The sequence below is a fragment of the Janthinobacterium sp. SUN073 genome (assembly GCF_030397665.1).
In the GTDB taxonomy this organism is placed as follows: Bacteria; Pseudomonadota; Gammaproteobacteria; order Burkholderiales; family Burkholderiaceae_D; genus Janthinobacterium.
Genome location: NZ_JAPUBT010000003.1, coordinates 156,992 through 180,890 on the forward strand (window position 1 = coordinate 156,992; position 23,899 = coordinate 180,890).

The 23,899-nt window shown below is 64.8% G+C and carries 20 protein-coding genes; 6 read left to right on the top strand and 14 right to left on the bottom strand.

Annotated elements, in window-relative coordinates; genetic code table 11:
* The first annotated feature begins 125 nt into the window (after positions 1–125).
* Entirely contained in the window at positions 126–2,456 is a 2,331-nt protein-coding gene (locus O0882_RS11415; protein ID WP_289947990.1) for a TonB-dependent receptor, read from the top strand.
* On the opposite strand, the gene mdcH is transcribed toward O0882_RS11415, so the two are convergent.
* From mdcH to mdcA, 9 genes are read right to left on the bottom strand one after another with little or no spacing between them, the layout of a single operon-like run.
* Positions 2,453–3,391 carry a malonate decarboxylase subunit epsilon gene (mdcH, locus tag O0882_RS11420; RefSeq protein WP_289947993.1) on the bottom strand — a complete coding sequence of 313 codons (939 nt, stop codon included), beginning with the start codon at positions 3,389–3,391 and terminating at the stop codon, positions 2,453–2,455. The genes O0882_RS11415 and mdcH overlap by 4 nt on opposite strands.
* Positions 3,388–4,005, bottom strand: coding sequence for a malonate decarboxylase holo-ACP synthase (locus tag O0882_RS11425; protein WP_289947996.1), 618 nt, complete (start codon positions 4,003–4,005; stop codon positions 3,388–3,390). Before O0882_RS11425 ends, mdcH begins: the two co-directional genes overlap by 4 nt.
* Entirely contained in the window at positions 4,005–4,769 is a 765-nt protein-coding gene (gene madM / locus O0882_RS11430; protein WP_289947998.1) for a malonate transporter subunit MadM, read from the bottom strand. Before madM ends, O0882_RS11425 begins: the two co-directional genes overlap by 1 nt.
* Entirely contained in the window at positions 4,762–5,175 is a 414-nt protein-coding gene (gene madL, locus O0882_RS11435) for a malonate transporter subunit MadL (RefSeq protein WP_289948000.1), read from the bottom strand. Before madL ends, madM begins: the two co-directional genes overlap by 8 nt.
* Positions 5,176–5,230: 55 nt before the next feature.
* On the bottom strand, positions 5,231–6,043 hold the full coding sequence (mdcE, locus tag O0882_RS11440) for a biotin-independent malonate decarboxylase subunit gamma (RefSeq protein WP_289948002.1): 813 nt from the start codon (positions 6,041–6,043) through the stop codon (positions 5,231–5,233).
* A complete protein-coding gene (locus tag O0882_RS11445; protein ID WP_289948005.1) occupies positions 6,040–6,894 on the bottom strand; it encodes a biotin-independent malonate decarboxylase subunit beta in 855 nt (284 codons plus the stop codon). The genes mdcE and O0882_RS11445 overlap by 4 nt, the downstream gene beginning before the upstream one ends.
* On the bottom strand, positions 6,891–7,199 hold the full coding sequence (locus tag O0882_RS11450; protein ID WP_289948007.1) for a malonate decarboxylase subunit delta: 309 nt from the start codon (positions 7,197–7,199) through the stop codon (positions 6,891–6,893). Before O0882_RS11450 ends, O0882_RS11445 begins: the two co-directional genes overlap by 4 nt.
* Positions 7,186–8,043, bottom strand: coding sequence for a triphosphoribosyl-dephospho-CoA synthase (locus O0882_RS11455; RefSeq protein WP_289948470.1), 858 nt, complete (start codon positions 8,041–8,043; stop codon positions 7,186–7,188). The genes O0882_RS11450 and O0882_RS11455 overlap by 14 nt, the downstream gene beginning before the upstream one ends.
* A 32-nt stretch (positions 8,044–8,075) precedes the next feature.
* Complete coding sequence (gene mdcA, locus O0882_RS11460) at positions 8,076–9,749, bottom strand: malonate decarboxylase subunit alpha (protein WP_289948008.1); 1,674 nt, start codon at positions 9,747–9,749, stop codon at positions 8,076–8,078.
* Positions 9,750–9,868: 119 nt separating this feature from the next.
* Here mdcA and O0882_RS11465 point away from each other — a divergent pair, with 119 nt between their 5' ends.
* Positions 9,869–10,789, top strand: a complete 921-nt coding sequence (locus O0882_RS11465; protein ID WP_289948010.1) for a LysR family transcriptional regulator — start codon at positions 9,869–9,871, stop codon at positions 10,787–10,789.
* Between the two features lie 72 nt (positions 10,790–10,861).
* Here O0882_RS11465 and O0882_RS11470 read toward each other — a convergent pair whose 3' ends face one another.
* The 3 genes from O0882_RS11470 to O0882_RS11480 are packed head-to-tail and all read right to left on the bottom strand — an operon-like array spanning position 10,862 to position 15,706.
* Positions 10,862–12,679 carry a glycoside hydrolase family 15 protein gene (locus O0882_RS11470; RefSeq protein ID WP_289948012.1) on the bottom strand — a complete coding sequence of 606 codons (1,818 nt, stop codon included), beginning with the start codon at positions 12,677–12,679 and terminating at the stop codon, positions 10,862–10,864.
* Entirely contained in the window at positions 12,666–13,439 is a 774-nt protein-coding gene (gene otsB, locus O0882_RS11475; protein WP_289948014.1) for a trehalose-phosphatase, read from the bottom strand. The genes O0882_RS11470 and otsB overlap by 14 nt, the downstream gene beginning before the upstream one ends.
* Positions 13,439–15,706 carry a trehalose-6-phosphate synthase gene (locus O0882_RS11480; RefSeq protein WP_289948015.1) on the bottom strand — a complete coding sequence of 756 codons (2,268 nt, stop codon included), beginning with the start codon at positions 15,704–15,706 and terminating at the stop codon, positions 13,439–13,441. The genes otsB and O0882_RS11480 overlap by 1 nt, the downstream gene beginning before the upstream one ends.
* Positions 15,707–15,967: 261 nt before the next feature.
* Here O0882_RS11480 and O0882_RS11485 point away from each other — a divergent pair, with 261 nt between their 5' ends.
* Both O0882_RS11485 and O0882_RS11490 read left to right on the top strand, forming a co-directional pair.
* Positions 15,968–17,095 carry a mechanosensitive ion channel domain-containing protein gene (locus O0882_RS11485; RefSeq protein ID WP_289948016.1) on the top strand — a complete coding sequence of 376 codons (1,128 nt, stop codon included), beginning with the start codon at positions 15,968–15,970 and terminating at the stop codon, positions 17,093–17,095.
* A gap of 225 nt (positions 17,096–17,320) precedes the next feature.
* Positions 17,321–18,511: a serine hydrolase domain-containing protein gene (locus tag O0882_RS11490; protein ID WP_289948017.1), complete on the top strand. Its 1,191-nt coding sequence runs from the start codon at positions 17,321–17,323 to the stop codon at positions 18,509–18,511.
* Here the strand turns inward: O0882_RS11490 and O0882_RS11495 are convergent.
* Complete coding sequence (locus O0882_RS11495) at positions 18,508–18,891, bottom strand: DUF1232 domain-containing protein (RefSeq protein WP_289948018.1); 384 nt, start codon at positions 18,889–18,891, stop codon at positions 18,508–18,510. The two genes, O0882_RS11490 and O0882_RS11495, sit on opposite strands and share 4 nt — an antisense overlap.
* Positions 18,892–18,983: 92 nt before the next feature.
* On the opposite strand from O0882_RS11495, the gene O0882_RS11500 reads away from it, so the two are divergent.
* Positions 18,984–20,075 (top strand): DNA topoisomerase IB, encoded by a 1,092-nt coding sequence (locus tag O0882_RS11500; RefSeq protein WP_289948019.1) that lies wholly within the window; start codon positions 18,984–18,986, stop codon positions 20,073–20,075.
* Here O0882_RS11500 and O0882_RS11505 read toward each other — a convergent pair.
* Positions 20,035–20,301: a hypothetical protein gene (locus O0882_RS11505; RefSeq protein WP_289948021.1), complete on the bottom strand. Its 267-nt coding sequence runs from the start codon at positions 20,299–20,301 to the stop codon at positions 20,035–20,037. The genes O0882_RS11500 and O0882_RS11505 overlap by 41 nt on opposite strands.
* 222 nt (positions 20,302–20,523) lie before the next feature.
* On the opposite strand from O0882_RS11505, the gene O0882_RS11510 reads away from it, so the two are divergent.
* Complete coding sequence (locus tag O0882_RS11510) at positions 20,524–23,898, top strand: hypothetical protein (RefSeq protein WP_289948023.1); 3,375 nt, start codon at positions 20,524–20,526, stop codon at positions 23,896–23,898.
* The last annotated feature ends 1 nt before the right edge of the window (position 23,899 follow it).

Sequence of the window (23,899 nt, forward strand, 5' to 3'; positions counted from 1 at the left end):
TCAAATGCAGTTTACTTGCATTAGCATTCCGCGCAAGCTATTATTGCAACTCGATTGCATCTATGCCGTCGCGCTGTGCCCGCGTCCGGCGCCAGCACTCCCATTCCGCCTTTTTAGAGAGTCCCATGCGCCATCACGTATTCGCAGCTGCCATGCTGTCCACTACCCCGCTCGCTTACGCGGCAGACGACATCACCCTGCAGACCATCAACATCCGGGCCGACAAGCCGTCGAGCATCGACAGCGTCGTTGTCGTTGAAAATACGCAAGCCCAGAACAGGACGCTGGGCGGCATGCTCGAGCATGTCTCGGGCGTGCAAAGCAGCGCCTTCGGGCCGAATGCCGGCGCACCGGTGATACGCAGCCTGAGCGGCAGCCGCGTGCAGATCCTCGAAGATGGCCAGTCCATCCTCGGTATGAATGCGCTCAGCGGCGACATCAATATCCCGTTCGATCCGCTGTTTGCGCGCGGCGTCACCGTGAACAAATCGTCCGATAGCGTGCGCTTCGGCGGCAATGCCATCGGCGGCAGCGTCGATGTTGATTCCGGCCTCATTTCCAGGAAGATGGAGGACAAGCCGAAAGACCTGGAACTGGTCTTGCGCAAGGGTTTCAACGATACCGATGCGCAAGGCTTGCGCCTGAATTTCAACGATGGAAAACACATCTCGACCAATCTGCAGATGTCATTCCAGAAGATCGGGCATTACGACATTCCAGGCAACAGCAAGGCCGGCGTGTGCAACAGCCAGTTGTTCCCTTCTCGGGGCGGCGTGAATACCTTTCTGGCCGACAGTTGCCAGAAAGAAGCGAGAATCCAGCAGGCCTACAACAAGGCGTCGCAACCGTTTATCGACCAGTTCATGACGGAAAATCCGGACTGGGCGGACGGTGATTTTTCCTTCTACACCAATAATCCGACCTCCGTCTGGCAGCGCAAGACCTACGTCAATCCGGCCAACCCCGCATACGTGCCCGGTACGCCGTCGGCGACCCAGAACAAGATCAACAAGGACGTCACCCCCGATTATCACGGCACTCTGGGCAACAGCCATGCCAGCAATTCCCACTTTGCCGTCGGCAGCACCTACTTTTTCGATCGTGGCTACGTGGCCATCAGCCTCGATACCAAGAATAGCGAGTATGGCGTACCAGGCTTCTCCATGGAGAACAAGTCTTTCGGGGCGAATTATGACGCGGGACTGCCCGTCGGCGTGGTGATACAGCAGGATAAATATGCGCTGGAAGCCCATCTGCGCGATCCCCTGGCATATCTTGAAAGCGTGCAACTGCGCGTGTCTCGCCTGAACAATACGTCGGGAGAACGCCTCGGTACTGCCAAGGCGAATGACTACCGGTTCAACACCAATCAGGCCGAACTCCTGCTGGCGCACCGGCGCGCAGGGCCATTGAGCGGCTTGCTTGGCCTCAGCCACAAGTCCAGGGATATCGCCGGCAGCGGCCCGCAGCTCTACCTTCCCGATGCCAGCACGGTCAGCCGCGCGCTGTTCGTCAAGGAAAGCCTCGACGTCGACTGGGCCACCTTCGATGCGGGCTTGCGCCATGAAAAAGTGGAGCACGACATCCGCCAGAGCGGATTCAAGACGTCGAGGAATGCGAGCAACGCCAAACTCGAAGACAAGTCATTCAGCCTGAACAGCTATAGCCTGGGCGCCTCGGCCAAACTGGGCCAGCTTTTCGGTGCGAAGCTGCGCTATGCCTCCTCGGAAAGAGCGCCCGACGTCAATGAGTTGTATGCGAGCAACCGCCACTATTCGATCATGACCCAGGAAGAAGGCAACCAGAACCTGAAGGCCGAGCGTGCCAGGAATACCGAACTCACCGCCCTGTTCGGCAATCGCGGCTTCAACCTGTCCGCAACCGGCTACGTCATGCAGTATGAGAACTATCTGTACCTTGGCCATTCTGGAGCCCAGATGGCCAATCGCCTGCCATTAAAATATTGGAAGCAGACCGATACGACGGTCAAGGGATTCGAGATCGACGCCTCCCAGGTCGTTCAGCTGGGCAACTATGGCAAGCTGAATCTCTCCGCATTTGCCGACTTGGTCAAGAACAAGGCGGACCATCCCGACAAGCTGCGCGCGCACAACGACGGCGCATACCTGCCCAACATGCCCACCAACCGCTACGGCGCGCATGTGCTGTGGGAAAACCAGGGGTGGAAGGCCAGAGTGTCGAGCACCTGGTACGACAAGCAGAAGTACCTGGGCAAAAGTGTCAGCGAGGAAGTGCCGCTCGACGGCTATACCATGGTGAATTTCCAGCTGAGCCGCGCCCTGCAGGTGCCAAATTCGCCGTTTGCAGGCCTCGAAGTGTTCATCAGCGGCACCAACCTGCTCGATGACGATGCCAGGCCACACAATTCTCCACTGAAATACATTGCGCCCTTGCCAGGCCGTGGCTTCCAGATCGGATTGAGCGCCAGGCTTTAAGGCACGGTGCCGTTTCGCTCCCGCTGCACCAGGGCCAGCAAGCTGTCGCCCCGGTTGCCGTCGCAGCAGACGGCCACGCCGTCCGTGAAGTCGGGCGCCGTCAGCCGCGTCAGGACGCTGCCGGGCGGCATTTCCACTGCCAGGCGGGCGCCCCGTTCCCACGCCAGGCGCGAGGTAGCGGTCCACTGCACGCGCTGCGCCATGTTGGCGGCCAGGCTGTCGCGGATGCGGGCCGGGTCGAACAGCGCGCGCGCCGCGCTGCTGCTCAGGTAGACAAGCGAGGGCCGGTGCACGGTCACGCCGTCGAAGGCGGCGCGCAAGTCCAGTGCGGCGGCGTCCAGCAGCGGGCAGTGCGATGGCACGCTGACGGCCAGCCGCTTGGCCTTGCTGGCGCCATGCGCCAGGGCCAGCGCCATCACGGCTTGCAAGGCGGGGTCGCTGCCGGCTATGGCAATCTGGCGCGGCGCATTCAGGTTGGCGATATACACAGGCGTGGCGGCGCCGTGCACCTGGGCCAGCAACGGCTCGAGTTGCGCCAGATCAAGCCCGATGATGGCCGCCATGCCGTAACCGGTGGGATACGCCTGCTCCATCAGCTGCCCGCGCCGCGCCACCAGACGCAGGGCATCCGCATAATCGAGCGCGCCAGCCACCGCCGCCGCCGCATACTCGCCGATGGAAAAGCCGGCCACCATGTCCGGTAGCGCGCCGCGCGCGGCCAGCGAACGCGCCATGGCCACGCCCGCAATCAGCAAACACAGTTGCACGGCCCGCGTCGACGCCAGTGCGTCAGCCGTGTCCAGCGCCAAGGGATCGTGGCCCAGCACGTCCGCCGCTTCCGCCAGGGCCGCCACCACGACGCCATCATCGGGCAGCGCATGCAGCATGCCCGGAGTCTGGGCGCCCTGGCCGGGAAAGGTAAATAACACGCTCATGCAAGCTCCCATGGCGTGGCTGTCAGAAGCGGGCCGCGATCCGTTTTCAGCAAGACCTTGCGCCGGCCCGCCGCCCATTCGGCATACGCAAAGCCGCCAGGGCCCGTGTCGATCTGCAGGTCCAGCCGGCACGCCGTGACACTCGCCGCAATCGCGCGCAAGGCGTCTGCTTGCGCGGCGTCCGGCGGCGCGGCGATGCGCAGCACGAGATCGAGGTCGCTGTCGGCGCGCAGCACGGGTAAACCGCTGGCCAGCGCGAAACCCACGCCGCCCGTCGGGCCCCAGGCCCAGCCCGTGGCATCGAGCAAGGGCGCCACCTGTCGCAGCGCATCGAGCGCAGCGCAGGAAAAACCTGGCAGCGGCGCGTGCGCCAGCCGCGCCAGCATTTCCGGCGTCGCGCGGTGCAAGACGGCGGCGGCCTCCACTTCGCACGCGTGCCGCTCGCTGCGCAGCATGCCGCGCACGCCCACGGGGATACGTCCGAGCGCGCAGCTGGCGCGCCGCACCACCAGCGGCGCCGCCTGCAGCCAGACAGCGTCTAGCCAGGCGGGAAACGGCGCACCCTCAGGCAGGCCGGATGCCCATAGCAGATCATGCGCGCGAAGATTTTGCATCAGGCCACCACCGCCTTGACGGCAAAGAACAGCAACGACGGTCCCAGCAAACAGCCCAGGCCCGTGTGAAACGTGGCCACCAGCGCGCCATACGGCACCAGCTTGCGGTCGGTAGCCGCCAGGCCGGCCGACACGCCGCTGACGGTGCCGGCCAGGCCGCCGAAGACCATCGCCGAGCGCGGCGTCTTCAGGCGCAGGAAGCGCGCTGCGGCAGGCGTGCCCACCATCACCAGGATGGCCTTGATGAGGCCCGCCGCGATGCTCAGCGCCATGACATCCGAGCTGGCGCCGATGGCCGCGCCCGTGACGGGGCCGACGATATACGTGACAGCGCCTGCGCCGATGGTGGTCATGCTGACGGCATCCGAATAGCCAAACGCGTAAGCCACGCCGGCGCCCACGAGAAACGGCAGCACCACGCCCAGCATCAGCGCCACGACGCCGATCAGGCCCGCCTTGCGCGCCTCCGTGGCCTGCACCTCGAAGGCGGTGGCGACGATGGCAAAGTCGCGCAGCATGGCGCCGCCCATCAGGCCGATGCCACCGAACAGCGACAAATCGGCCAGGCCCTTGTGGCCGCCGCTATGCACACCGCCCCAGTAAGCGAGGCCCAGGCCGATCACGATGGCAATGGCCGAACCATGCACGCGGCCCAGGGTCAGATACTTCGACAGCGCCACCGACAGCAGCATGATCAGGCCGACAAAGGCGAATGCCGTCACAAGGCCATTGTGGATGGCGGCTTTCTCAAAGATTTCAAGCATGACGGTGCTCCTTGATCAACATCGACTCGGCTTCGGCGGCGGCGATGGCGGCCGGGCTTTCCATCCTGTTAATCAGAGAAATCACGGCGCCGCAAACGACGACGGAACCGATGGCGGCCAGCACGGCCACCGGTCCGCCGCGCAGCGCCGCGACCACATCCTGCTGCGCCGCCATGGCCACCACCACAGGAATATACATGGCGCCCCAGTATTCGACGCCCCGCTCCGTCATCTGCGGCAGCCATGCGCGCCGCTGCATGTAGAGCCGGGCGCAGATCAAGAGCAGCATGGCGATGCCCACGCCGCCCACGTTGGTTTTGACGCCCATCAACTGCCCGAGCAGGTCGCCCAGGAAGATGCCGAGCAAATGGCATAAGGCCAGTAATGCGGTTCCGTAAATGATCATGATGTGTCTCCGTTATAGGAATAGGAATGACTTGATGTCTTCTCTGTTGTTGCACCTACCACTGCTGCCCCAGCACCTCCCTGACTTTTGCCGACGCCTGGCGGTGCGGCGCGCCCAGGCGGCTGGAGAGGTCGCGCTGCGGGTCGGCGCGGATGTCGGCCAGGGCCGCCTGCAGGCTGGCGCGCACCTGGGCTACATCCCCGCTTGACGGTGCATCCGGCTGCGCCACCTGCAAGGTTTGCCACAACAGGCCCAGGGTGGCGTAGTTGCCGATGTCGTAGGCCATGGGCGCGATGGTCTCGGCCAGCGCTTCCAGTGCCGCCACCGTGCGCAAGGTGATGCGCGCCGCCGACGCCTTGCCCATGGCGTGCACCATCACTTGCGGATCGTCGAGCGCGATCAGGCGGTTGGCCTGGTAGCCGTGGGCGAGAAAAGCGCCTGACATGGCCTTGCCCACGATCAGGCCGATCACAGGGTGGCCGGCCAGGCGCGCCTCGGCATACGCCCCCGCCGCGCCGGCCAGCGCCTGGTGGATGCCGTAGGCTTCTTCGCGTCGGCCATACGCCTGGCTGGCCACGTCGATGACGGCGACGATGGGGCGTTTGACGGCCAGCGCGAGGTCTTCATGAACCACCTGCTGCACGGCGCGCGCCAGCTGCCAGGCTTCCACCAGACCGATTTCACCGGTGCGGGCGCGTGTAAAACGGTTGTCCGGGTCGGGCAGCACGGCCAGGTAGCGCGCCGCTTCGCCCGCCAGCGGTGCGTCCACCACGCGCACGGAAGCGGGGTAGCCTTCCAGCGGCGCAGTGCTGTCGGTCAGGGCCGCCAGCCAGATGGCGCCGCGACTGGTATCGGTGATGGCGTTCATGCTGCTACTCCTTTGCTGTAGATCAAACGCACGGCGTCCGGCGTGGCTTGCACGCTGGCGTCGACGTCGGCCAGGCGCGCCAGGAAGCCGTGCGCCTGATCGCTGCGGTGCTGCGCCGGCACGCCGCGCTGGAACAATTCGGCCACGGTGGCGCGCATCTGCGCCGTGTCGTCTGCCACATAGGCGTCGGCCAGGCCGCTGTGAAAGCGCTGCTCGCCGCCCGTCAGGCTCCAGATGAACGGCTTGTTGCGCGAGTCGAATTCGTCCACGCCTGCTTCCTGCTCGATCACGGCCGGGCCATTCAGGCCCAGGCGCGCTTCGCGCGTGACTACAAAATAGCTGCACAGGCCCGCCGCGATCGACATGCCGCCGTAGCAGCCGACGGTGCCGGCCGTGATGCCGATCACGGGCTGGTAGCGGCGCAGGTCGACGATGGCCGCATGGATATCGGCAATCGCCGCCAGACCCAGGTTGGCTTCCTGCAGGCGCACGCCGCCCGTCTCGAACAGGATCACGGCGCGCGTCGGCACGCCCTGGCGGTTGTCGCGCGCCGCCAGTTCCAGCGCGCCGGCGATCTTTGCGCCGCCCACTTCGCCCATGCTGCCGCCCTGGTAGGCGCCTTCGATGGCCAGCACCACGGCCGGCTGGCCGTCGAACAAGCCCTTGGCCACCACCACGCCGTCGTCCGCCTGGGCCGTCACGCCCTGGCGCGGCAGCCAGGGCGAAGCGATGCCGCAGAACGGGTCGAGCAGTTCGCGCATGCTGCCAGAGTCCAGCAAGGCCTTGGCCCGGCTGCGCGCTCCCCGTTCGATGAAGCTGTCGCGCTCCAGCAATTCCTTCAATGTGCTCATGCCGCCCTCCCCGCTTGCAATTCTTCGTAAGCTTGCTCGATGCGCATGCGCACCACGCCCGGCGTGGCGCCGCAGTCGTTGATGACGATGCACGCCGCCGGCAGCGGCTCGCCGCCGAATACGCGCTGCAAGAGCGCATCCCAGACGGCGCCCTTGCCGTCGACAGAGGTGTTGACGACGATGCGGATCACGCCATCGTCGCCGGGCTGCAGCAGCACTTCCAGGTCGCCCGAGCCGACGACGCCGGCCAGGGCCCGCCCTGCCGCCGCTGGCCCGGCGGGAAATTCGTAGTTACGCGTTTCCATGCGCTTCTCCTTCTGTCAATCGATCGAGGAACAGGGTGGCCGCCAGCAGATCGGCCGCGCCGCCCGGCGACACGCCGCGCGACAGCGCCACCGCTTCCAGCACCAGCAGCGCCTGCGACCCGGCGGCAGTGGCCGCGCCGCCGGCCGCCAGCACCCGCGCCGCCCCTGCCTGCAGTGCCAGCAAAGCCGCCTCGCCGCCGCGCGACAGCACGCAGGTGTCGTCCAGCTGGCTGATAATCGCCAGCAAGGCGTTCAGGCGCGCCGTCGTTTCGTTGTCGCCGCGTGCCCTTGAGGCGTGCAAAGCCGGCAATCCGGCGCCCGTCACCAGGGGAAAGCCGGCGCGGGCCTGGCCCCGTGCGCCATCGACCCGATACTGGCGGCACGCCAGTTCGCCCTTGTTGCCGGTGGCGACAGGCGCGCTGCGGTCGTGCAAACGCGCCAGCGCGCCGGCCCGCGCCGCCACGGCTTGCGGCGCCAGCGATGCGCCTCGCGCGCCCTGCTGCGCCGCCGCCGTCACCAGCAAGCCCAGCGCCCAGATGGCGCCCCGGTGCGTATTCACGCCGCCCGTGGCTGTCAGCATCAGCGCTTCGCCATCGCGGCCGATGGCGCCGATGCGCTGTCGCAGGCCGTCGTCATCGTCGCTTTCCAAACCCGCTTGCGCCATGGCGGCAAACACGGGCTGCAGCACGCAGGCGGAATGGCACATCAAGGCCCAGTTCAAGTCCGCGTGCGCGCCACGGCTGCGCAAATCGACCAGGCCCGGTTTCGGCGTCAGGGTCACTTCGTCGAGCAGGGCCTGCAGCACCTGCCGCGCCAGCGCGGCAGAGCGTTCCCGCACCGGCATCGCGGTAGTCATCATCGTCATCATCGTGCTCATTACCAGCTCCTGAATTTGGCGGGGGGTTGATACAGGCCGTCGGACCATTCGACCAGGTCGGCGATGCTTTTCGCGGCCAGCAGCGAGCGGCTGGCCGCGCCGCGCTGCACACCGATATCCTCGGGCAGCGCGATCAGGCCGTCGGCGCGCAATTTCGCCGTCGTCTTCGGGTCGTGGCGCAGGCCGATGGGCGTCACGCCAGCGACGGCCGCCAGCATGGCCTTGCGCTCGTCGAGCGAACGGGCCTTGTACAGATAGGCGATGCCCTCTTCCGTCAGCACGTGGGTGACATCGTCGCCATAGATCATCACGGGCGCCAGCGGCATGCCGCTGGCCTGGCCCACGGCCACGGCATCGAGCGACTCGACGATCGTCGGCTGGCCGCCATCCTGGAACGTCTCGACCATCTGCACCACCAGCTTCTTGCCGCGCGCCAGCGGGTCGTCCGTCTCGATCAGATCCAGCCAGGCGGGTGTCGGGTGGCGCCGGCCATGCGGATCGTGGCCCATATTGGGCGCGCCGCCGAAACCCGCCAGGCGGCCATTCGTGACGGTGGACGAGTTGCCCAGGCCATCCATCTGCAGGGTGGCGCCGATGAACAGGTCGACCGCGTACTGGCCCGCCAGCTGGCACAGGGCGCGGTTCGAGCGCATGGAGCCATCGCGGCCCGTGAAGAACACGTCAGGCCGCGCGGCCGCATAGCCTTCCATGCCCAATTCGGCGCCGAAGCAGTGCACGCTCTCGACCCAGCCCGTCTCGATGGCCGGTATCAGGGTCGGATGGGGATTGAGCACCCAGTTGCGGCAAATCTTGCCCTTCAAGCCCAGCTGCTCGCCATAGGTGGGCAAAATCAGCTCGATGGCGGCCGTATTGAAGCCGATGCCGTGATTGAGCGACTGCACCTGGTGTTTTTCGTACACGCCGCGGATCGCCATCATGGCCATCAGCACGTGCACAGGTTTAATGACGCGCGGGTCGCGGGTAAACAAGGGTTCGATGAAAAACGGCTTGTCGGACTGCACGACGAAATCGATCCACGAGCCGGGCACGTCGACCCGCGGCAAGTCGCTGACATCGTCGACGATCTGGTTCACCTGGGCGATGACGATGCCGTCGCGGAAGGCGGCAGATTCCACCAGGGTGGGCGTGTCCTCGGTGCTGGGGCCCGTGTACAGATTGCCCTGGCGGTCGGCCATGTAGCCGGCCACCATGACGACGTTGGGCGTGAGGTCGACGAACAGGCGCGCATACAGCTCAATGTAGGTGTGGATGGCGCCCACTTCCAGCAAGCCATCCTGCAGGAACTGGGCGATGCGCAGGCTTTGCGTGCCGGCAAAGGAAAAATCGAGCTTGCGGGCGATGCCCCGTTCGAACAGGTCCAGGTGCTCGGGCAGGCTGACGCTGGGCATGATCAGGTGCAGATGGTTGATCTTGTCGGGATTGACCTGGGTCAACATGCGGGCGAGGAAATCGGCCTGTTTCTGGTTATTGCCTTCCAGGACAACGCGGTCGCCCGGCGCGAGCAAGGCTTCGAGCACGGCGACCATGTCGCCCTGTTGCAGCACGGGGCCGTTCGCGTAATGGCGCACGGCGTCGAGCCGGCGGCGTTTCTCGGTGCGCCGCGTGTCCCATTGTTTTTGCCGCTGCGCTGGCGCTGCTGTGGCGGTTGACATCATGCCTCCGAAGTGAGCTATCGAACCCTGACGATAGAACGAAAGCGTCACCGCGACAATCAACCTGCTACCATGTTCATTACTCTGAAGTTAATGAACCTCCATGAAAGAGGCTAGCCATGGCCATCAACGAAGAAATCACGCTGAAAAAGCTGGAAGTGTTTCTCAGCTTTATGGAATTGAACAACCTGGCGAGGGTGGCCGATGCGCTGGGCCAGAGCACGGTCAGCGTGCACCGCGCCCTGCATTCGCTGGAAGACGGCTTGCGCTGCCCCCTGTTCAAGCGCGAGGGGCGCAGCCTGATCCCCCTGCATGCGGCCTACACCTTTGCCGAATCGGCCCGGCGCGCGCTGGCCGAATGCGAGGAAGGCGTGCGCAAGGTGCGCGAAATGTCGGGCATCAACCCCGTGCGCCTGAAAATCGGTTCGCTGTATTCATTGACCCTGCACTGCATCCCGCAACTGGTGATCGCCCTGAAGCTGCGCCGGCCGGGACTCGACATCGACCTGACGCTGGGCTCGAACCGCGACCTGCTGCAAAGCCTGGCTGACGGCCGGCTCGATGCCATCATCATCGGCGTGCAGGAAGAAGAACAGCATGCGGGACTCGTATCCGTGCCCCTGTTCCAGGACGACGTCTACCTGGCCGCGCCGCTAGCCTCGCCCTATGCAGGGGCGGCATCGGTGGACTTGCAGCATCTGCGCAATGACAAGTTCGTCACGCTCAACGAAGGTTTTGTCACCTCGCAAAGCTTCAACCACGCATTTGAACTGGCGGGCTTCGTGCCGGACACGGCCATGCGGGTGGGCGACATCTTCTCGCTGATCAACCTGGTCAGCGGCGGCATCGGCTACAGCCTGCTGCCAGGCCGAGTGCGCGCCTTCAGCTCGCGCATCGAACTAATTCCGCTGGACACGCGCTACGGCTCGCACCAGCAAATCACCCTGCTGATGCTGAGCAGCCGCGAGCGCGATGCGAATTTGCTGGCGCTGGCGGCGGAGTGCAGGTTGTATGGGCGTGGCGGGCCTGCTGGCGCATGATTAACCCGAGCATCGAAAAGGCTGGGGTCGGACCCTGAGGGTCCGACCCCGGAACTTGCCTTGGGGGTGAACTTAAACCGCGCTATCCCAAGGCGCCGACAACCTGACCGCGCAATTGATCAAGCCCACCATCGAATACGTCTGCGGAAAGTTCCCCCACATTTCGCCCGTCACGGGGTGCGTGTCTTCCGACAGCAGGCCCAGGTGATTGCGCGCCATTAGCATCGTCTCGAAGATTTTGCGCGCTTCGTCTTTCCTGCCGATGCGGGCTAGGGCGTCGATGCGCCAGAAGGTGCAGATGTTGAAGGCGGTTTCGGGCTTGCCGAAGTCGTCGGGGGCCTCGTAGCGGCGCATGTAGGGGCCGTCGCACAGGGACGCTTCCAGCGCGTCGACTGTCGCGATGAAACGGGGGTCCATGGGATCGATGAAGTTGACTTCCGCCATCAGCAAGACGGAGGCGTCGAGGTCGCGCCCGCCCAGGCTTTCCGCGAAGGCCTGGCGTTCCTCGCTCCACGCTTCGCGCAGCAGGCGTTCGCGGATCAGCACGGCGCGGCTGTTCCAGTGGTCGGCCCGGTCCGGCAAGCCCAGTTTATGCGCCACTTTCGCCAGGCGGTCGCAGGCGGCCCAGCTCATCAGCATGGACGAGGTGTGGACGCGCGCGCGCGTGCGCAGCTCCCACATGCCCGCGTCCGGTTCCGCATGCAATCGGAATGCCTGGTCGCCCACGGCTTCCAGCGCGGCAAACTCGGCCTTGCCGGCCCGGTGGAACAAACGGTGGTCAAGAAAAGCTTGCGCCGCACCAAGGACGATGTTGCCGTACACATCGTGCTGGAAATGTTCCTGCGCCTGGTTGCCAACGCGCACGGGGCCGTTGCCCCGGTAGCCGGGCAAGTGGTCCAGCGTCGATTCGGGCAATTGCTCTTCCAGGCCGATGCCGTACAGGGGCTGGATGTGGCCGCCCTTCGAGCGGGCGACGATATTCGTCAGCCAACGCAGATACTCTTCCATCGTGCCCACTTCCGACAGGCTGTTGAGGGCGCGCACGACGAAGAAGGCGTCGCGCAGCCAGCAATAGCGGTAATCCCAGTTGCGGCTGCTACCGGGCGCTTCCGGGATGCTGGTGGTCATGGCGGCGATGATGGCGCCCGTGTCTTCATATAAAGACAGTTTTAAGGTGATGGCCGCGCGGATGACCACGTCCTGCCATTCCAGCGGCACGGCCAGGCGGCGCGTGTAGGTGCGCCAGTAATTGATGGTGTCCTTTTCAAAGATGCGCGCCGTCTCGTCGATGCCGCCGGCCAGGGTTTCATCGGGACCCAACAGGAAGTTGGCGGTGCCGCCCAGCACGAAATACGTTTCGCTCAGTACATAGTTGAGCGATACATCCGTGTTCAGGCGCAAGGTCTGTTCCGGTCCCACGTAGCGGATGTGGTGGCTGCCCTGCGTGATCTGCGGCGCCAGCTTGCCCCAGTCGTAGCGGGGGCGCAGGCGCACGCGGATGCGCACGGCATGGTCGAGCGGGCGCACGCGGCGGATCAGCATCAGCGGGCGGAACATGCGGTCACGGCTGAGGAAACGGGGTGCGAAATCCGTGATTTCCACGCCGCGCCCTTCCGTGTCGTACAGGCGCGTGCGCAGTACGGCCGTGTTCGGCTCGTAGAATTGCTCGCTGCGCGCATAGTTTTCAATGTCGATGGCCCACACGCTGCCGTTTTCCGTGTCGTCCAGCAAGCGGTTGAAGACGGGATCGCCATCGAAGCGGGGCAGGCAGGACCAGACGACCTGCCCGGCCTGGTCGATCAGGGCGCTGAAGGCGCAATTGCCCACCACGCCGCAGTTGAGGGATGCTTGCGCGGGCGCGCCGCCGGGGGTGTCATCAGTTGTCATCATCTGCTCCTTCAGGGGATACGGAAGCGGCCAGCAGCGCGGTGCGCAAGGCGCCGGGGCTGGCCAGGCGCAGGGTGGCGGCGCTGGGGCCGCTGCCCACTTTGACGCCCTGCCCGCCTGCTTGTTGTACAAAGACAAAGCCTGCCTCATCGGTGGTGTCGTCGCCCGCGAACACGGGCCGGCGGCCGGCAAACGGGATTTCGCGCAGGAAGGCGGCGATGGCGCCGCCCTTGTCGGTGGCGGCCGGTTTGGCTTCCAGGACCATTTTGCCATGCAACAGCAACACCCCCGGGCACGCTTGCACGGCGGCTTTCATTTCCTGTAAGCACAGTTGCCCGAGTTCGGGCGCCAGACGGTAATGCAGGGCCACGGCGCCCCGCTTCTGTTCCACCAGCAAACCGGGGTGGACAGAGGCCAGGGCCTGCGCGCGCGCCAGCACGGGAGAGACATCGGGCGTGGCCGCCACGTGCAACGCGCCATCGGCGCCGCGCCGCTCCACGCCATGCACGCCGGCAACCGGCAGGGTCAAAGGCGCCAGCATGGCGTCGATCTGGGCGATGGGACGACCGGAAATGAGGGCCAGCGCGCCGCCATGGCGCTCGGCCAGCAGCGCCAGCGCTTCCACCACGCCCGGTTCCAGGCGCACGCCATCAGGCGTGGGCGCCAGGTCGACCAGGGTGCCGTCGAAGTCGAGGAAGACGGCGGCCCCGGGCGCACTCAGCAGCTGCAACAGGGCCGCGCTATCGTCAAGAATATCGGCCATCAGATTCCCTTGCGCCGCTTGATGCGGCTGTGGGCATCGATCTTGGTCATGACCTTGTCGCGCTGGCGCAAGCGGGCCGCGTCCAGCAGCATGCGCCCTGCCCAGCGGTAGACATTGAAATGTTTGACGCGGGCACGCATGCTTTTCATGCGCTCGCGCTGTTCCACGGGCGGCATCACCAGGCCACGGTACAGGGCGTCGGCGCCCTGCTCGATGTGGTACGGATTAATGATCAGCGCTTCATGCAGCTCGCGCGCGGCGCCCGTGAATTGCGACAGCACCAGCACGCCCAGCTCGTCGTCGCGCGCGGCGATGAATTCCTTGGCCACCAGATTCATGCCATCATGCAAGCTTGTCACCATGCACACCTCGGAGGCGCGGAAATAGCGCTGCAAGTCGTCCTGGCCATGGTGCTCGGCTTTCAGCAGGATGGGCACGTAGTTGCCGCTGCCGAAGCGGCGGTTGATGCGCTCGACCATCTTGCGCACGCGCGCGTCGAAACTTTGATACTCATCGAGCGAAGCGCGGCTGGGAGCGGCAATTTGCACGAAAGTAAAATTGCCCACCATGCCGGGCTGCTGCTCCAGCATGCGCTCGACGGCCTGGAAGCGCTCGACGATGCCTTTCGTGTAATCGAGGCGATCCACGCCGATGCCCAGCAAGTGGTCGGCAGATACGCCCAGTTCGGCGCGGATTTGCGCGCGGCAGGTGGCCACGTCGGGCTGTTCGGCATTATCCTCGGGCCAGGCGATGGAAATCGGGTAATCCTCGACCTGCGTCATCTCGCCGCCGTAGGAAATCGTGGAAGCCTCGGGCTCGATGCGGGTTTCCAGGTAGCGATCCACCGTTTCCAGGAAATTTTTGCGGTGGAATGGCGTGTGGAAACCGAGGATCGTGCTGCCCAGCAAGCCGTCGAGGATTTCCTCGCGCCATGGGCAAATACCGAACGATTCCGAGTTCGGCCAGGGGATATGCCAGAACGTGATAATCGTCGCCTTCGGCAAGGCTTCGCGCACCATGCGTGGCAGCAAGGCAAAGTGATAATCCTGCACCAGCACGACGGGGTTGTCCGTCTTCGCCTCGGCGATCACGGCGTCGGCGAAGCGGCGGTTGACCTTCACGTACTGGTCCCAGTCGGAAGAGCGGAACACGGGGCGCACGTGGGCGATATGGCACAGCGGCCACATGCCTTCATTGGCGAAGCCATAATAATAGCCCTGCTCTTCCTCTTGCGTCAGCCACACGCGGCGCAAGGTATAGCTGGGATTGTCGGGCGGCACGGGCACGTGGTCGAATTTATCCACCGTCTCGCGGTCGGCGGAACCGGCGCCATGCGCGATCCAGGTGCCGGAACAGGCGCGCATCACCGCTTCCACGGCCGTCACCAGGCCGCTGGCCGGGCGCTGCACCGCTATCCCATCTTCCGTTTTGGTGTGGATATACGGTTCGCGGTTCGATACCACCAGCACTTGATCTCCCGCAAGGTCCGCTTCCAGCAAGCCGCGCAGTTTTTCCGGCGTCCACTCCGAGGTCCAGCCACTGTCGCCCTGGCGTTCCAGATGGTATTCCTGCAGCAGTTCGCGCAAGTCGCCGATCAGCGGCTGCATTTCCGGCGGCGGCGCGGGTGCGGCGGCCGGCGCATCGGCAGCCTGAACGGCCGCGACGCTGCGCGGCATCAGCTCGCCCCGCAAGATATCTTTTACGGCCGACAGCCAGCCGCGCCAGCTCAGGTGGGCGACGAACACGGTCATCAGGGAAATCAGCACGGCCAGCACGGCCAGGAAGGCAAAAATGAAGCGCTTGGTATCGGTATTGCGGCGCTCGACAAAGCTCATGTCTTGCACCAGCACCAGACGGCCCAGTTGGGTCGCGTCCTGCATGACGGGCGTTTCGCTGAGGTGGACTTGCCCTTGCGGCAATTGCGCCAGGGATTTGTACAGGCCGCCCGTGGGAGGCGTGCTCCAGCAGCCGATGGAGGCCGGGTATTGCGCGGATTGGTACAGCAAGTGGCCCGCATTGTCGCAAAAACCGATGGCGATCAGGCGTTCATCGCGCGTGGCGCCCTGGAACAGTTCACCGATGCGGGTGGCGTCTTGCGCGGGCAGGTATTCGGTAAGCGAGGGGCGGAGGGTTCCAGCGAGCAATTCCGCCCGGCTGTCGAGGTCGCGCACATACCAGCGCAAGGTAATATTATCGAGCAGGGGTACCACGATATAAGCAAACAATCCCAGCACCAGGGCCAGCGGCAGGATGAAGCGCAAGGACATTCGGAGTGATCGTACTATCATCGTTTTCCTTTGCAGACATGAACAACCATTGCAATTATGGCTATATTTCCAATAGGACGGCGCGCGTTTGCTTTGCGTATTGAAACGTCAACGTGACTTGGCGCAGCGCAGCAATTTCTGCCAGTATCCACTTTGACGCAAGTCTTATCCGTACGGCAACGCACGCCCCCGTTACGCCATCTGCCCGTAAAATACCCGCTTCCGACATCCATTTCACCAATAACCAAGGAGTTTTCGCCTATGGATCTCAGCACGTTTCACTCGCTGATGGGAGGCCCGCTGCGCTCGGCGCTGACCGTGCTCGTTTCCGCCCTGCTCGTCACCCTGGCCGCCATCGTCGTGCACCGGGCCGGCATTGGTTTACTGAAAAGACTGGCGAATGGCCACCCGTTCACCAGCAACGTCGCGCGCGTGGCCTTCCGCGCCAGCCAGCTGTGCCTGATCGTCTTCGGCTTGCGCATGGTGCTGGCCAGCGCGCCCGACGACACGCCGGGCCTGGTCGCCATGTCGCATCTGGCCAGCGTGGCGCTGATCGTCGCGCTGACCTGGCTGGCCATGCAATGCATCGAGTCGCTCAGCATCACGATTTCCCAGATCAATCCCGTCGACGCGGCCGACAACCTGCGCGCGCGCCGCCGGATCACCCAGGCCCGCGTGCTGACGCGCAGCGCGCACGCCATCGTGGCCCTCCTGGGCCTGTCCTTTGTGCTGCTGACCTTGCCCGGCGCGCGGCAGATCGGCGCCAGTCTGCTCGCTTCGGCCGGCGTGGCGGGCCTGGTGGCCGGTATCGCCGCCCGCCCCGTGCTGGGCAATTTCATTGCAGGGCTGCAAATTGCGTTTTCTCAACCCATCCGCATCGACGACGTGCTGATCGTCAATGGCGAATGGGGCACGGTTGAGGAAATCAAGGGCACCTACGTGGTCGTACGCGTGTGGGATGAACGCCGGCTGATCGTGCCGCTGCAGTGGTTCATCGAAAATCCGTTCGAGAACTGGACGCATACCTCCTCGGACATCCTGGGCACGGTGTTCCTGTGGCTCGATTTCAGCATCCCGATCGAGCCCCTGCGCGCGGAACTGACGCGCATCTGCGAGTCCGCCAAGCAATGGGATGGGCGGGTCTGCACGGTGCAGGCGACGGATTCAAACGAGCGGGCCGTGCGCGTGCGCTTTCTGATCAGTGCGAAAGATTCGGGCACGGCCTTCGAGTTGCGCTGCCTCGTGCGCGAGCAGATGCTGGCCTTTATCACGAGCAATTATCCGCACAGCCTGCCCCGCTTGCGCTCCACCCACGACCCCATCGAGGTGCATGGCATGCAGGCGCAGAACGACAGCGTGTCGCTGTACAAGGCGCAGAACAAGGCTTGACAAAACCCTGCGGCGCGGCCCTGGGCAACATCACCCTCGTCGTCTCCATCGTCGCGCACGGCCTGACCGTCAAACCCCTGCTGGAACGCTACTGGCGCAAATAACGGGTGCAAATAAGCGCTGGCCGGCCCCTTTGTCATTGCTGCAGAGCAATGATTTGTCAATTGCCCCTATGGTGGGCGGAAATATTGTTAAGATAATTAAAAATGGCAAAAGAAAGAATCAATGAAACGAAGAAGCGTGCTGGGACTGGGCGTCTCACTGGCCCTGCTGCAAACGGGCTGCGCCACCGATCCGGCCAGGCTGGCGTGGGAAACGGAATTTGACGGCTTCATGCGCGATGGCCTGGCCCGCACGGAAACGCCGGGCATGAGCGTGGCCGTAGTGCGCGGCGAGCAAACCATCTTCGCGCGCGGCTATGGCTGGGCCGACATCCAGGCCGGCAAGAAAGCCGATGCCAACACGGTGTTCCATGTCGCCTCCGTCAGCAAGCTCGTCACGGCCACGGCCGTCATGATGCTGCTGGAACAAGGCGCCTTCCAGCTCGACGACAAGGTGGCGGCCTATCTGGACTTCCCGCTCATGCATCCGAAGTTTCCCGACGTGCCCATCACCTTTCGCCATTTGCTCAATCACACCTCGGGCATTTCCGATGCCGTGTACGAAAAGACGACGGCGTTTGCCGTGCAGGGCGATCCGCGATTACCGCTGCGCGACTTCGTCAAGGGCTATCTGTCGCGCGGCGGCGCCTGGTACGACGCGGATGTGTCGTTTGCCGCCCGGCCCGGTACAGAATGGCGCTACAGCAATGTGGGTATCGCCCTGCTCGGCTATCTGGTGGGTCGGCTGAACCCCGACGGCCTCGACGCCTTTGCGCAGGAGCACCTGTTCGAACCGCTGGGCATGGACAGCACGGCCTGGAACCTGGCCGGCTTGCCGCGGCGTACCGTCGTTGCCCAGCCGTATGCGCACAAGGAGCCGGGCCTGCAAGTGCTGCCGCCCGTCGGCTACCCGGACTGGCCGGCCGGCCTGCTACGCAGCTCGGCGCATGACTTTGCCCGTTTCCTGGCCATCTTCAGCAATGGCGGCCGGGTCGATGGCCACCGCTATCTGCAAGATGCCACCCTGCAATTATTTTTTGCCCCGCAAGCGGCCCCCGTCGTGCCCGCCGACTCGTCCGTGCGGCAAGCTTTGGTGTGGCTGCTGCGCGATGTCGACGGCAAGCCGCTGGCCACGCACAGCGGCGGCGACCCGGGCGCCGCATCCGTCGTCTGCGTCGACCGCGCCAGCAGGACAGCCGTGCTGGCCTTCGCCAACGTCAGCGCCGACAAGGAGTTTCGTTCATTCCAGAAAGAAGTCGTGCTGCGCCTGCTCGCGCATGGGGGCAGCGGCGCAGCCGCTGTCAAGCAAACCTAGGCGCCGAACCAGCCGCGCAGCTTGTCGGCGGCGCGCTCCTTGACCTCGGCCGTGATGTAGGTGGCGACCGTGGCGACGGCCGCCGCCAGCACGGCCAGGTCATCGGCATAGCCGATCACGGGCGTGATGTCGGGAATCGCGTCGATGGGCGAAATGAAATAGCCGAGCGCGCCATAGATGGCCGTCTTGGCCCACAGCGGGGTATTCGGCTGCTGCGCCGCGTAGTACAGCCACAGGGCTTTCTCGATGACTTCGCGTCCCGCCGTCTTGGCGAACTTGACGACCTTGTCCCAGAAACTGTCTTCCGTGTACTTCTTTTCATACTGCTTGTCGGCCTGGGGGGCGTGGTCTTCTTCCAGATTCTTTTTTCTGCCAAACATCTGCTGCTCCTGTCTGCCGCGCACGGCGTTACGAATGCGCACCTTAGCATAACGGCGCGCCGGGTGCGCGGCGTGCAAGGTAAGCTATCGTCATGGAAATATCTGCCACCACCACGGCCCGCGCCGCCGGCCTGCGCTACACGGGCGACCATCAAAGCGGCATTATCCGCCTGGGCCAGCCCGGCAAGTTCCGCTACCGCGATGCGGACGGCCACCCCCTGCGCGATGCCGCCACCCTGGCGCGCATCAAGGCACTGGCCATTCCGCCGGCCTGGACGGACGTGTGGATCTGCCCGCACGCGAATGGCCACCTGCAGGCGACGGGACGCGATGCGCGCGGCCGCAAGCAATACCGCTACCATGCGCGCTGGCGCCAGGTGCGCGACGAAGTGAAATACGAGCGCATGCTCAGCTTTGGCAACGCCCTGCCCGCCATCCGCGCCGCCGTCGCGCACGGCATGCGGCTGCCGGGCTTATCGCGTGAAAAAGTGTTGGCCACCATCGTGCACCTGCTGGAATTGACGCTGATGCGCATCGGCAACGAAGAATACGCGCGCACCAACAAATCGTTCGGCCTGACCACCCTGCGCACGCGCCATGTGCAGGTGGACGGCAGTGCCGTGGCCTTTCACTTCAAGGGCAAAAGCGGCGTGCGCCACGCTATCCGCCTCAGCGACCGGCGCCTGGCCAGGGTGCTGCAACGCATGCGCGAACTGCCGGGGCAGGAACTGTTTCAATATGTCGATGAGCACGGCGAGCGCCATGGCGTCGATTCGGGCGACGTCAACGATTACCTGCGCGAGGTGACGGGCGAAGACTACACGGCCAAGGATTTTCGCACCTGGTCCGGCACCGTGCTGGCCGCGCTGGCCCTGCAAGCGTTCGAACAGGTCGATTCCGATGCGCAAGCGAAGAAAAACATCGTGCAGGCGATCGAGTCGGTGGCAAAAAAACTGGGCAACACGCCGACCATCTGCCGCAAATGCTATGTGCACCCGGCCGTGCTGGAGTCGTATCTGGATGGCAGTTTATGGGAAAGCATGCGCGCGCGGGCGCGGCAGCAGTTACAGGAAGACTTGCCGGCGCTGGCGCCGGAAGAAGCGGCCGTGCTGGCCTTGCTGCAGCAGCGGCTGCAAGCTGGCGTCAAGCCTGGCGGCCAGGCTGGCAATGCGCCGACAGGGTGAGTGCGTCGCTGCTGCAGACTGGCAAGGCGCCATGGCCCACATCGCGCGCCACGGGCGCCGGCGCGGCATCGCTCGTCTGCGCCTCGTCCGTATTCATCCAGGTGGCCGCCAGGGTTGACAAGGTGAACAGGCAGATCAGCAGGAACGGCTTGTTCAAATGGCTGGGCTTGGCTAGCTTGGGCATCGCATACTCCGTCGAAATGGTTGGCTGTTGCAGCGTGAACATGATCATCCCGTGTTTCCGCAAGGCATACAATCAGACAGTTTCGACAAGATGGGTAGGACAGCGCTGACATGCTCAGCCGTATGGGCCAGTGTCGGCAGATTTGACACCGGCACCAACCACCTCCAGCCAAGCCCTTGTTTTTACAGCACAATTTTTACGGGAACGCTTCCTGCTTGACCTCTTGCCTGGGCACGCTTGGCGCCAGTCAACGAGGGAACGATCATGAGCTTTATCAAACAGGCACTGCTGGCGCTGCTGCTGTGCGCAATGTCCGCCGCGCACGCCGCCAGCATCGGCTACACGGCGACATCGCTGGGCGGCACGCAGTGGCGTTACGACTATAGCGTCAGCAATACCACCCTGGCCATGCCCATCGCCGAATTCACCTTGTTCTTCAGCGTGGGCCAGTACGCCACGCTGCACGACATTTCCACGGCACCGGGCTGGGACCTGCTGCTGGTGCAGCCCGATCCCGCCATTCCCGCCAGCGGCTACCTCGATGCGCTGGCACTGGCCGGCGGCATCGTCCCGGGCGCCATGGCCACGGGCTTTTCCATCACCTTCGATTATCTGGGCGCGGGCAGCCCCGGCGCACAGCCGTTTTCCATCCTCGACCCCGTCTCCTTCATCGAGCTTGAGACGGGCATCACGCAGGCGGCCGCCGTCGCCCTGCCATCCACGCCATGGCTGCTGCTGGCGGGCGTGCTGGCCATGGCCTGCCTGGGCCGTCGCCGGCTGGCCGCCGCCGCGCTGGCCCCATTGCTGGCCATGAGCCTGTGCGCCTGCGGCGGCTCGAATGACCCGACGCAGCCGCCCACGCCGAAAATCATGCTGGCGGCAGCGGCGGCCACCGCCCAGGCCGCCGGGGACTTCGAAGTGACACAGCTGGAAAAAGTGGGCGAGCAGCGCGTCAGCCGCACGGCCTGGGACTATACCTACCGCGTGCACATCCGCAACAACAGCAACGCGGCGGCCAGCAATGTGCAAGCCGTGCTGGCCAGCGCGCCCGAAGGCAGCACCATCATCGATGGCGAGGTGCTGTCCGGCAGCATCGACGCAGGCGCCACCGTCACACCCGACGACACCATCACCCTGCGTATCGAGCGCAGCATCGCCTTCCAGAGCACTGGCCTGACGTGGACTTTCAGCGCCAACGCCAGCATCGTCCTCGATCCCGTGCGGCCCGCGCAAGTGGTGACGCTATCGCTGGCCGAGCTGGGTTTGACGGACGGCGCCGACAGCGTCAAGGTCAGCGGCGCCGTCACGGACGTGCTGCTACAGGACGGCAGCCTGCGCTTTTCCACGCCCGGCGACGCGGGCGTGGACCAGCATGCGCAATTTTCCCTCAGCAAGGGCAACAGCGTCACCACCCTGAACCTGCTGATCCAGACGGAACTGCCCACGGCCGTGGAAACCTATGTGGAGCCGGACGACGACGGCAACCTGCCCACCACCGCGCCCGTGCTGGCCATCACGGGGCTGGGACCGAACAACCGCCTGCAGCCGGGCGGGATGGCGTTCCGCCTGGTGGGCGCGCCGCCGCAGGCCCTGCAGGACGACAGCGACGGCTTGCTGTCCAGGCCGGACGGCGTGGCCGTCAGTCTCAAGCAGTATTGGGTATTCGATGCGGCCAGCGGCACCTTCAGCCTCAGCGCCACGGCCATGCAGCAATTGCTGGCATCCTTGCCCAACGGCAGCTATGACCTGAACCTCAATTTCGTCTCGCAGGATGGCGAATTCACAGCCAGCTATGCCTTGATCGTCATCAAGTCCGGCATCGTGCTGCAAGGACAGCTGCGCACACCGGCAGGTGGCAATGCCACGGGGCTGGCCGGCAAGAAGATGTTATTGGCTGGCTACAACAACCGCCAGCGCCAGGTGGCCGTGGTCGACGTCACGGGCGCCTTCCACTTCGATGGCGTGCTGCCCGACACCTACCAGCTGACCTTGAACGACCTGGCCCATCCGAACGTGGTCAGCGTCAGCGCCGTCGTCTTCGGCAACAGCAGCACCGTCAGCGTCGGCATCGTGTATCCGTACGGACACGGCCTGGCCCAGCGCACCGCCTCGGCGCAGAGCTATGTGGCGGGCACGGTCACGCAGGATGGCGCCGGGCCGCCCGTGCGCGAGGTGCCCGCCAGCCCCCGTGCAGGCGACGTCGCGCCGCAGGATGACGAAGGCAGCAAGACGTTTACGGCCACGGCGGCCGCGCAAAACCAGACCATCACCTCGCCCGTCGCCTTCACGGTGCCCAAAGGCACGAAAAACGTGGGCGTGAAAATCACCGTCAGCACGGCCGAGTACCCCGTCTACACGACGGCGCAAAGCCAGTACAACGATACCTGGTCGTACGCCGTGACCGGTTTGCCCGGGGTCAATCTGGCCGCCACGGGCGCCGTCAACCAGACGCACTACACGCAGGGCAGCATCGTCAGGACGGAATGCGTCGATGTCAGCAAGCAAACCAGGGAGGGGGCTTTGAGCCTGGGCGGCAATGTCAGCGCCACGAATATCGGCGACAGCGCCCTGGCCACCGTGACGACGGTGGAACTGAGTCTCGTGTGCAAGGGTTTGAAGGTGACGCAGGCGAAATTCCTCTCGCCGAACAAGGCCACCCATCCCGTGCTGCAGCCGATCAAGCTGACGGGCAATCTGCCGGGGCCGTATGTGTCCGTGTCGCAAGGCGCGGCCACGGCCACCTACACCTTGCCGCTGGAATTGCACTACACGCCAACGGCGGCGACGATTACGGAAGTCAATATCGGTATTTCGTCGGGCGGCGGCGATCCCGCCTTCAGCACGGAGAATTTATTGTCCCAGACCAATACCAAGAGCGCGGGCAAGGTGACATTCCCCAGCCTGGTGCTGCCCGCCTTTGCCGGCGCAAAACTCGACAAGAAGGCCGTCGTCACCTTGCGCCTGAAGGGCAAAGTCGACAATACGGACGCCAGCTCCGACCCGGCCGAAGGGGGGCAAGTGGAATTCAAGGGCAGCACGGCCTACATTCCCCTGTACCTGGCCAACAACGAGGCGGCGCTGGCGGCGCGCCGTTACGGCACGCGCGATCCTGGCGGCGATTCATGGGCCACGCGTCTGGCCATCGCCTGGCTGGCGGGCAAGGCCTACCGCTTCGACGACATCAGCGGCCAGCATGTGACGCAGACGGCGGCGGGCGATTCCATCCTCCACCACCTCGGCCACAGCGACGGCCAGCAGATCGACTTGCGCTACGCGGACGGCGCGGGCGGCTACACGGATGCGCTGGGCGGGCAGAACAATGGCGCGGCCATCCACCAGTTGATCCTCGACGCGAAGGCGGAAGTGGCGGCCAACCCCGCGCAAAAGCCCAAACTGGCGGCCCTGCTGGCGTGGATCGCGGCGAACCGGGCCATGCTGGCCCAGGAAGCGGCGCCGGCCAGCACGCGCATCATCTTCATCGGCCCCAGCTTCGTCAAGCTGGCGCTCGTCGACGGGCGTTTTTCCGCCGCGCCGACCGACAAGATCCCGGGCGCGGGCGCCTGGAACAAACCGCTCAAAGTGCATATCGAAGCGGGTCACCTGAGCCACTGGCATATCAGCATCACGGCCCATCCGTGAC

Coding starts and splice junctions, on each gene's coding strand:
- O0882_RS11415 (WP_289947990.1), top strand. CDS start 126: ATGCGCCATCACGTATTCGCAGCTGCCATGCTGTCCACTACCCCGCTC.
- mdcA (WP_289948008.1), bottom strand. CDS start 9,749: ATGTCAACCGCCACAGCAGCGCCAGCGCAGCGGCAAAAACAATGGGAC.
- O0882_RS11500 (WP_289948019.1), top strand. CDS start 18,984: ATGGAAATATCTGCCACCACCACGGCCCGCGCCGCCGGCCTGCGCTAC.
- madL (WP_289948000.1), bottom strand. CDS start 5,175: ATGATCATTTACGGAACCGCATTACTGGCCTTATGCCATTTGCTCGGC.
- O0882_RS11480 (WP_289948015.1), bottom strand. CDS start 15,706: ATGTCCTTGCGCTTCATCCTGCCGCTGGCCCTGGTGCTGGGATTGTTT.
- O0882_RS11470 (WP_289948012.1), bottom strand. CDS start 12,679: ATGATGACAACTGATGACACCCCCGGCGGCGCGCCCGCGCAAGCATCC.
- O0882_RS11465 (WP_289948010.1), top strand. CDS start 9,869: ATGGCCATCAACGAAGAAATCACGCTGAAAAAGCTGGAAGTGTTTCTC.
- madM (WP_289947998.1), bottom strand. CDS start 4,769: ATGCTTGAAATCTTTGAGAAAGCCGCCATCCACAATGGCCTTGTGACG.
- O0882_RS11505 (WP_289948021.1), bottom strand. CDS start 20,301: ATGTTCACGCTGCAACAGCCAACCATTTCGACGGAGTATGCGATGCCC.
- mdcE (WP_289948002.1), bottom strand. CDS start 6,043: ATGAACGCCATCACCGATACCAGTCGCGGCGCCATCTGGCTGGCGGCC.
- O0882_RS11510 (WP_289948023.1), top strand. CDS start 20,524: ATGAGCTTTATCAAACAGGCACTGCTGGCGCTGCTGCTGTGCGCAATG.
- O0882_RS11445 (WP_289948005.1), bottom strand. CDS start 6,894: ATGAGCACATTGAAGGAATTGCTGGAGCGCGACAGCTTCATCGAACGG.
- O0882_RS11455 (WP_289948470.1), bottom strand. CDS start 8,043: ATGCCGGTGCGGGAACGCTCTGCCGCGCTGGCGCGGCAGGTGCTGCAG.
- O0882_RS11425 (WP_289947996.1), bottom strand. CDS start 4,005: ATGCAAAATCTTCGCGCGCATGATCTGCTATGGGCATCCGGCCTGCCT.
- O0882_RS11495 (WP_289948018.1), bottom strand. CDS start 18,891: ATGTTTGGCAGAAAAAAGAATCTGGAAGAAGACCACGCCCCCCAGGCC.
- O0882_RS11450 (WP_289948007.1), bottom strand. CDS start 7,199: ATGGAAACGCGTAACTACGAATTTCCCGCCGGGCCAGCGGCGGCAGGG.
- O0882_RS11485 (WP_289948016.1), top strand. CDS start 15,968: ATGGATCTCAGCACGTTTCACTCGCTGATGGGAGGCCCGCTGCGCTCG.
- O0882_RS11490 (WP_289948017.1), top strand. CDS start 17,321: ATGAAACGAAGAAGCGTGCTGGGACTGGGCGTCTCACTGGCCCTGCTG.
- mdcH (WP_289947993.1), bottom strand. CDS start 3,391: ATGAGCGTGTTATTTACCTTTCCCGGCCAGGGCGCCCAGACTCCGGGC.
- otsB (WP_289948014.1), bottom strand. CDS start 13,439: ATGGCCGATATTCTTGACGATAGCGCGGCCCTGTTGCAGCTGCTGAGT.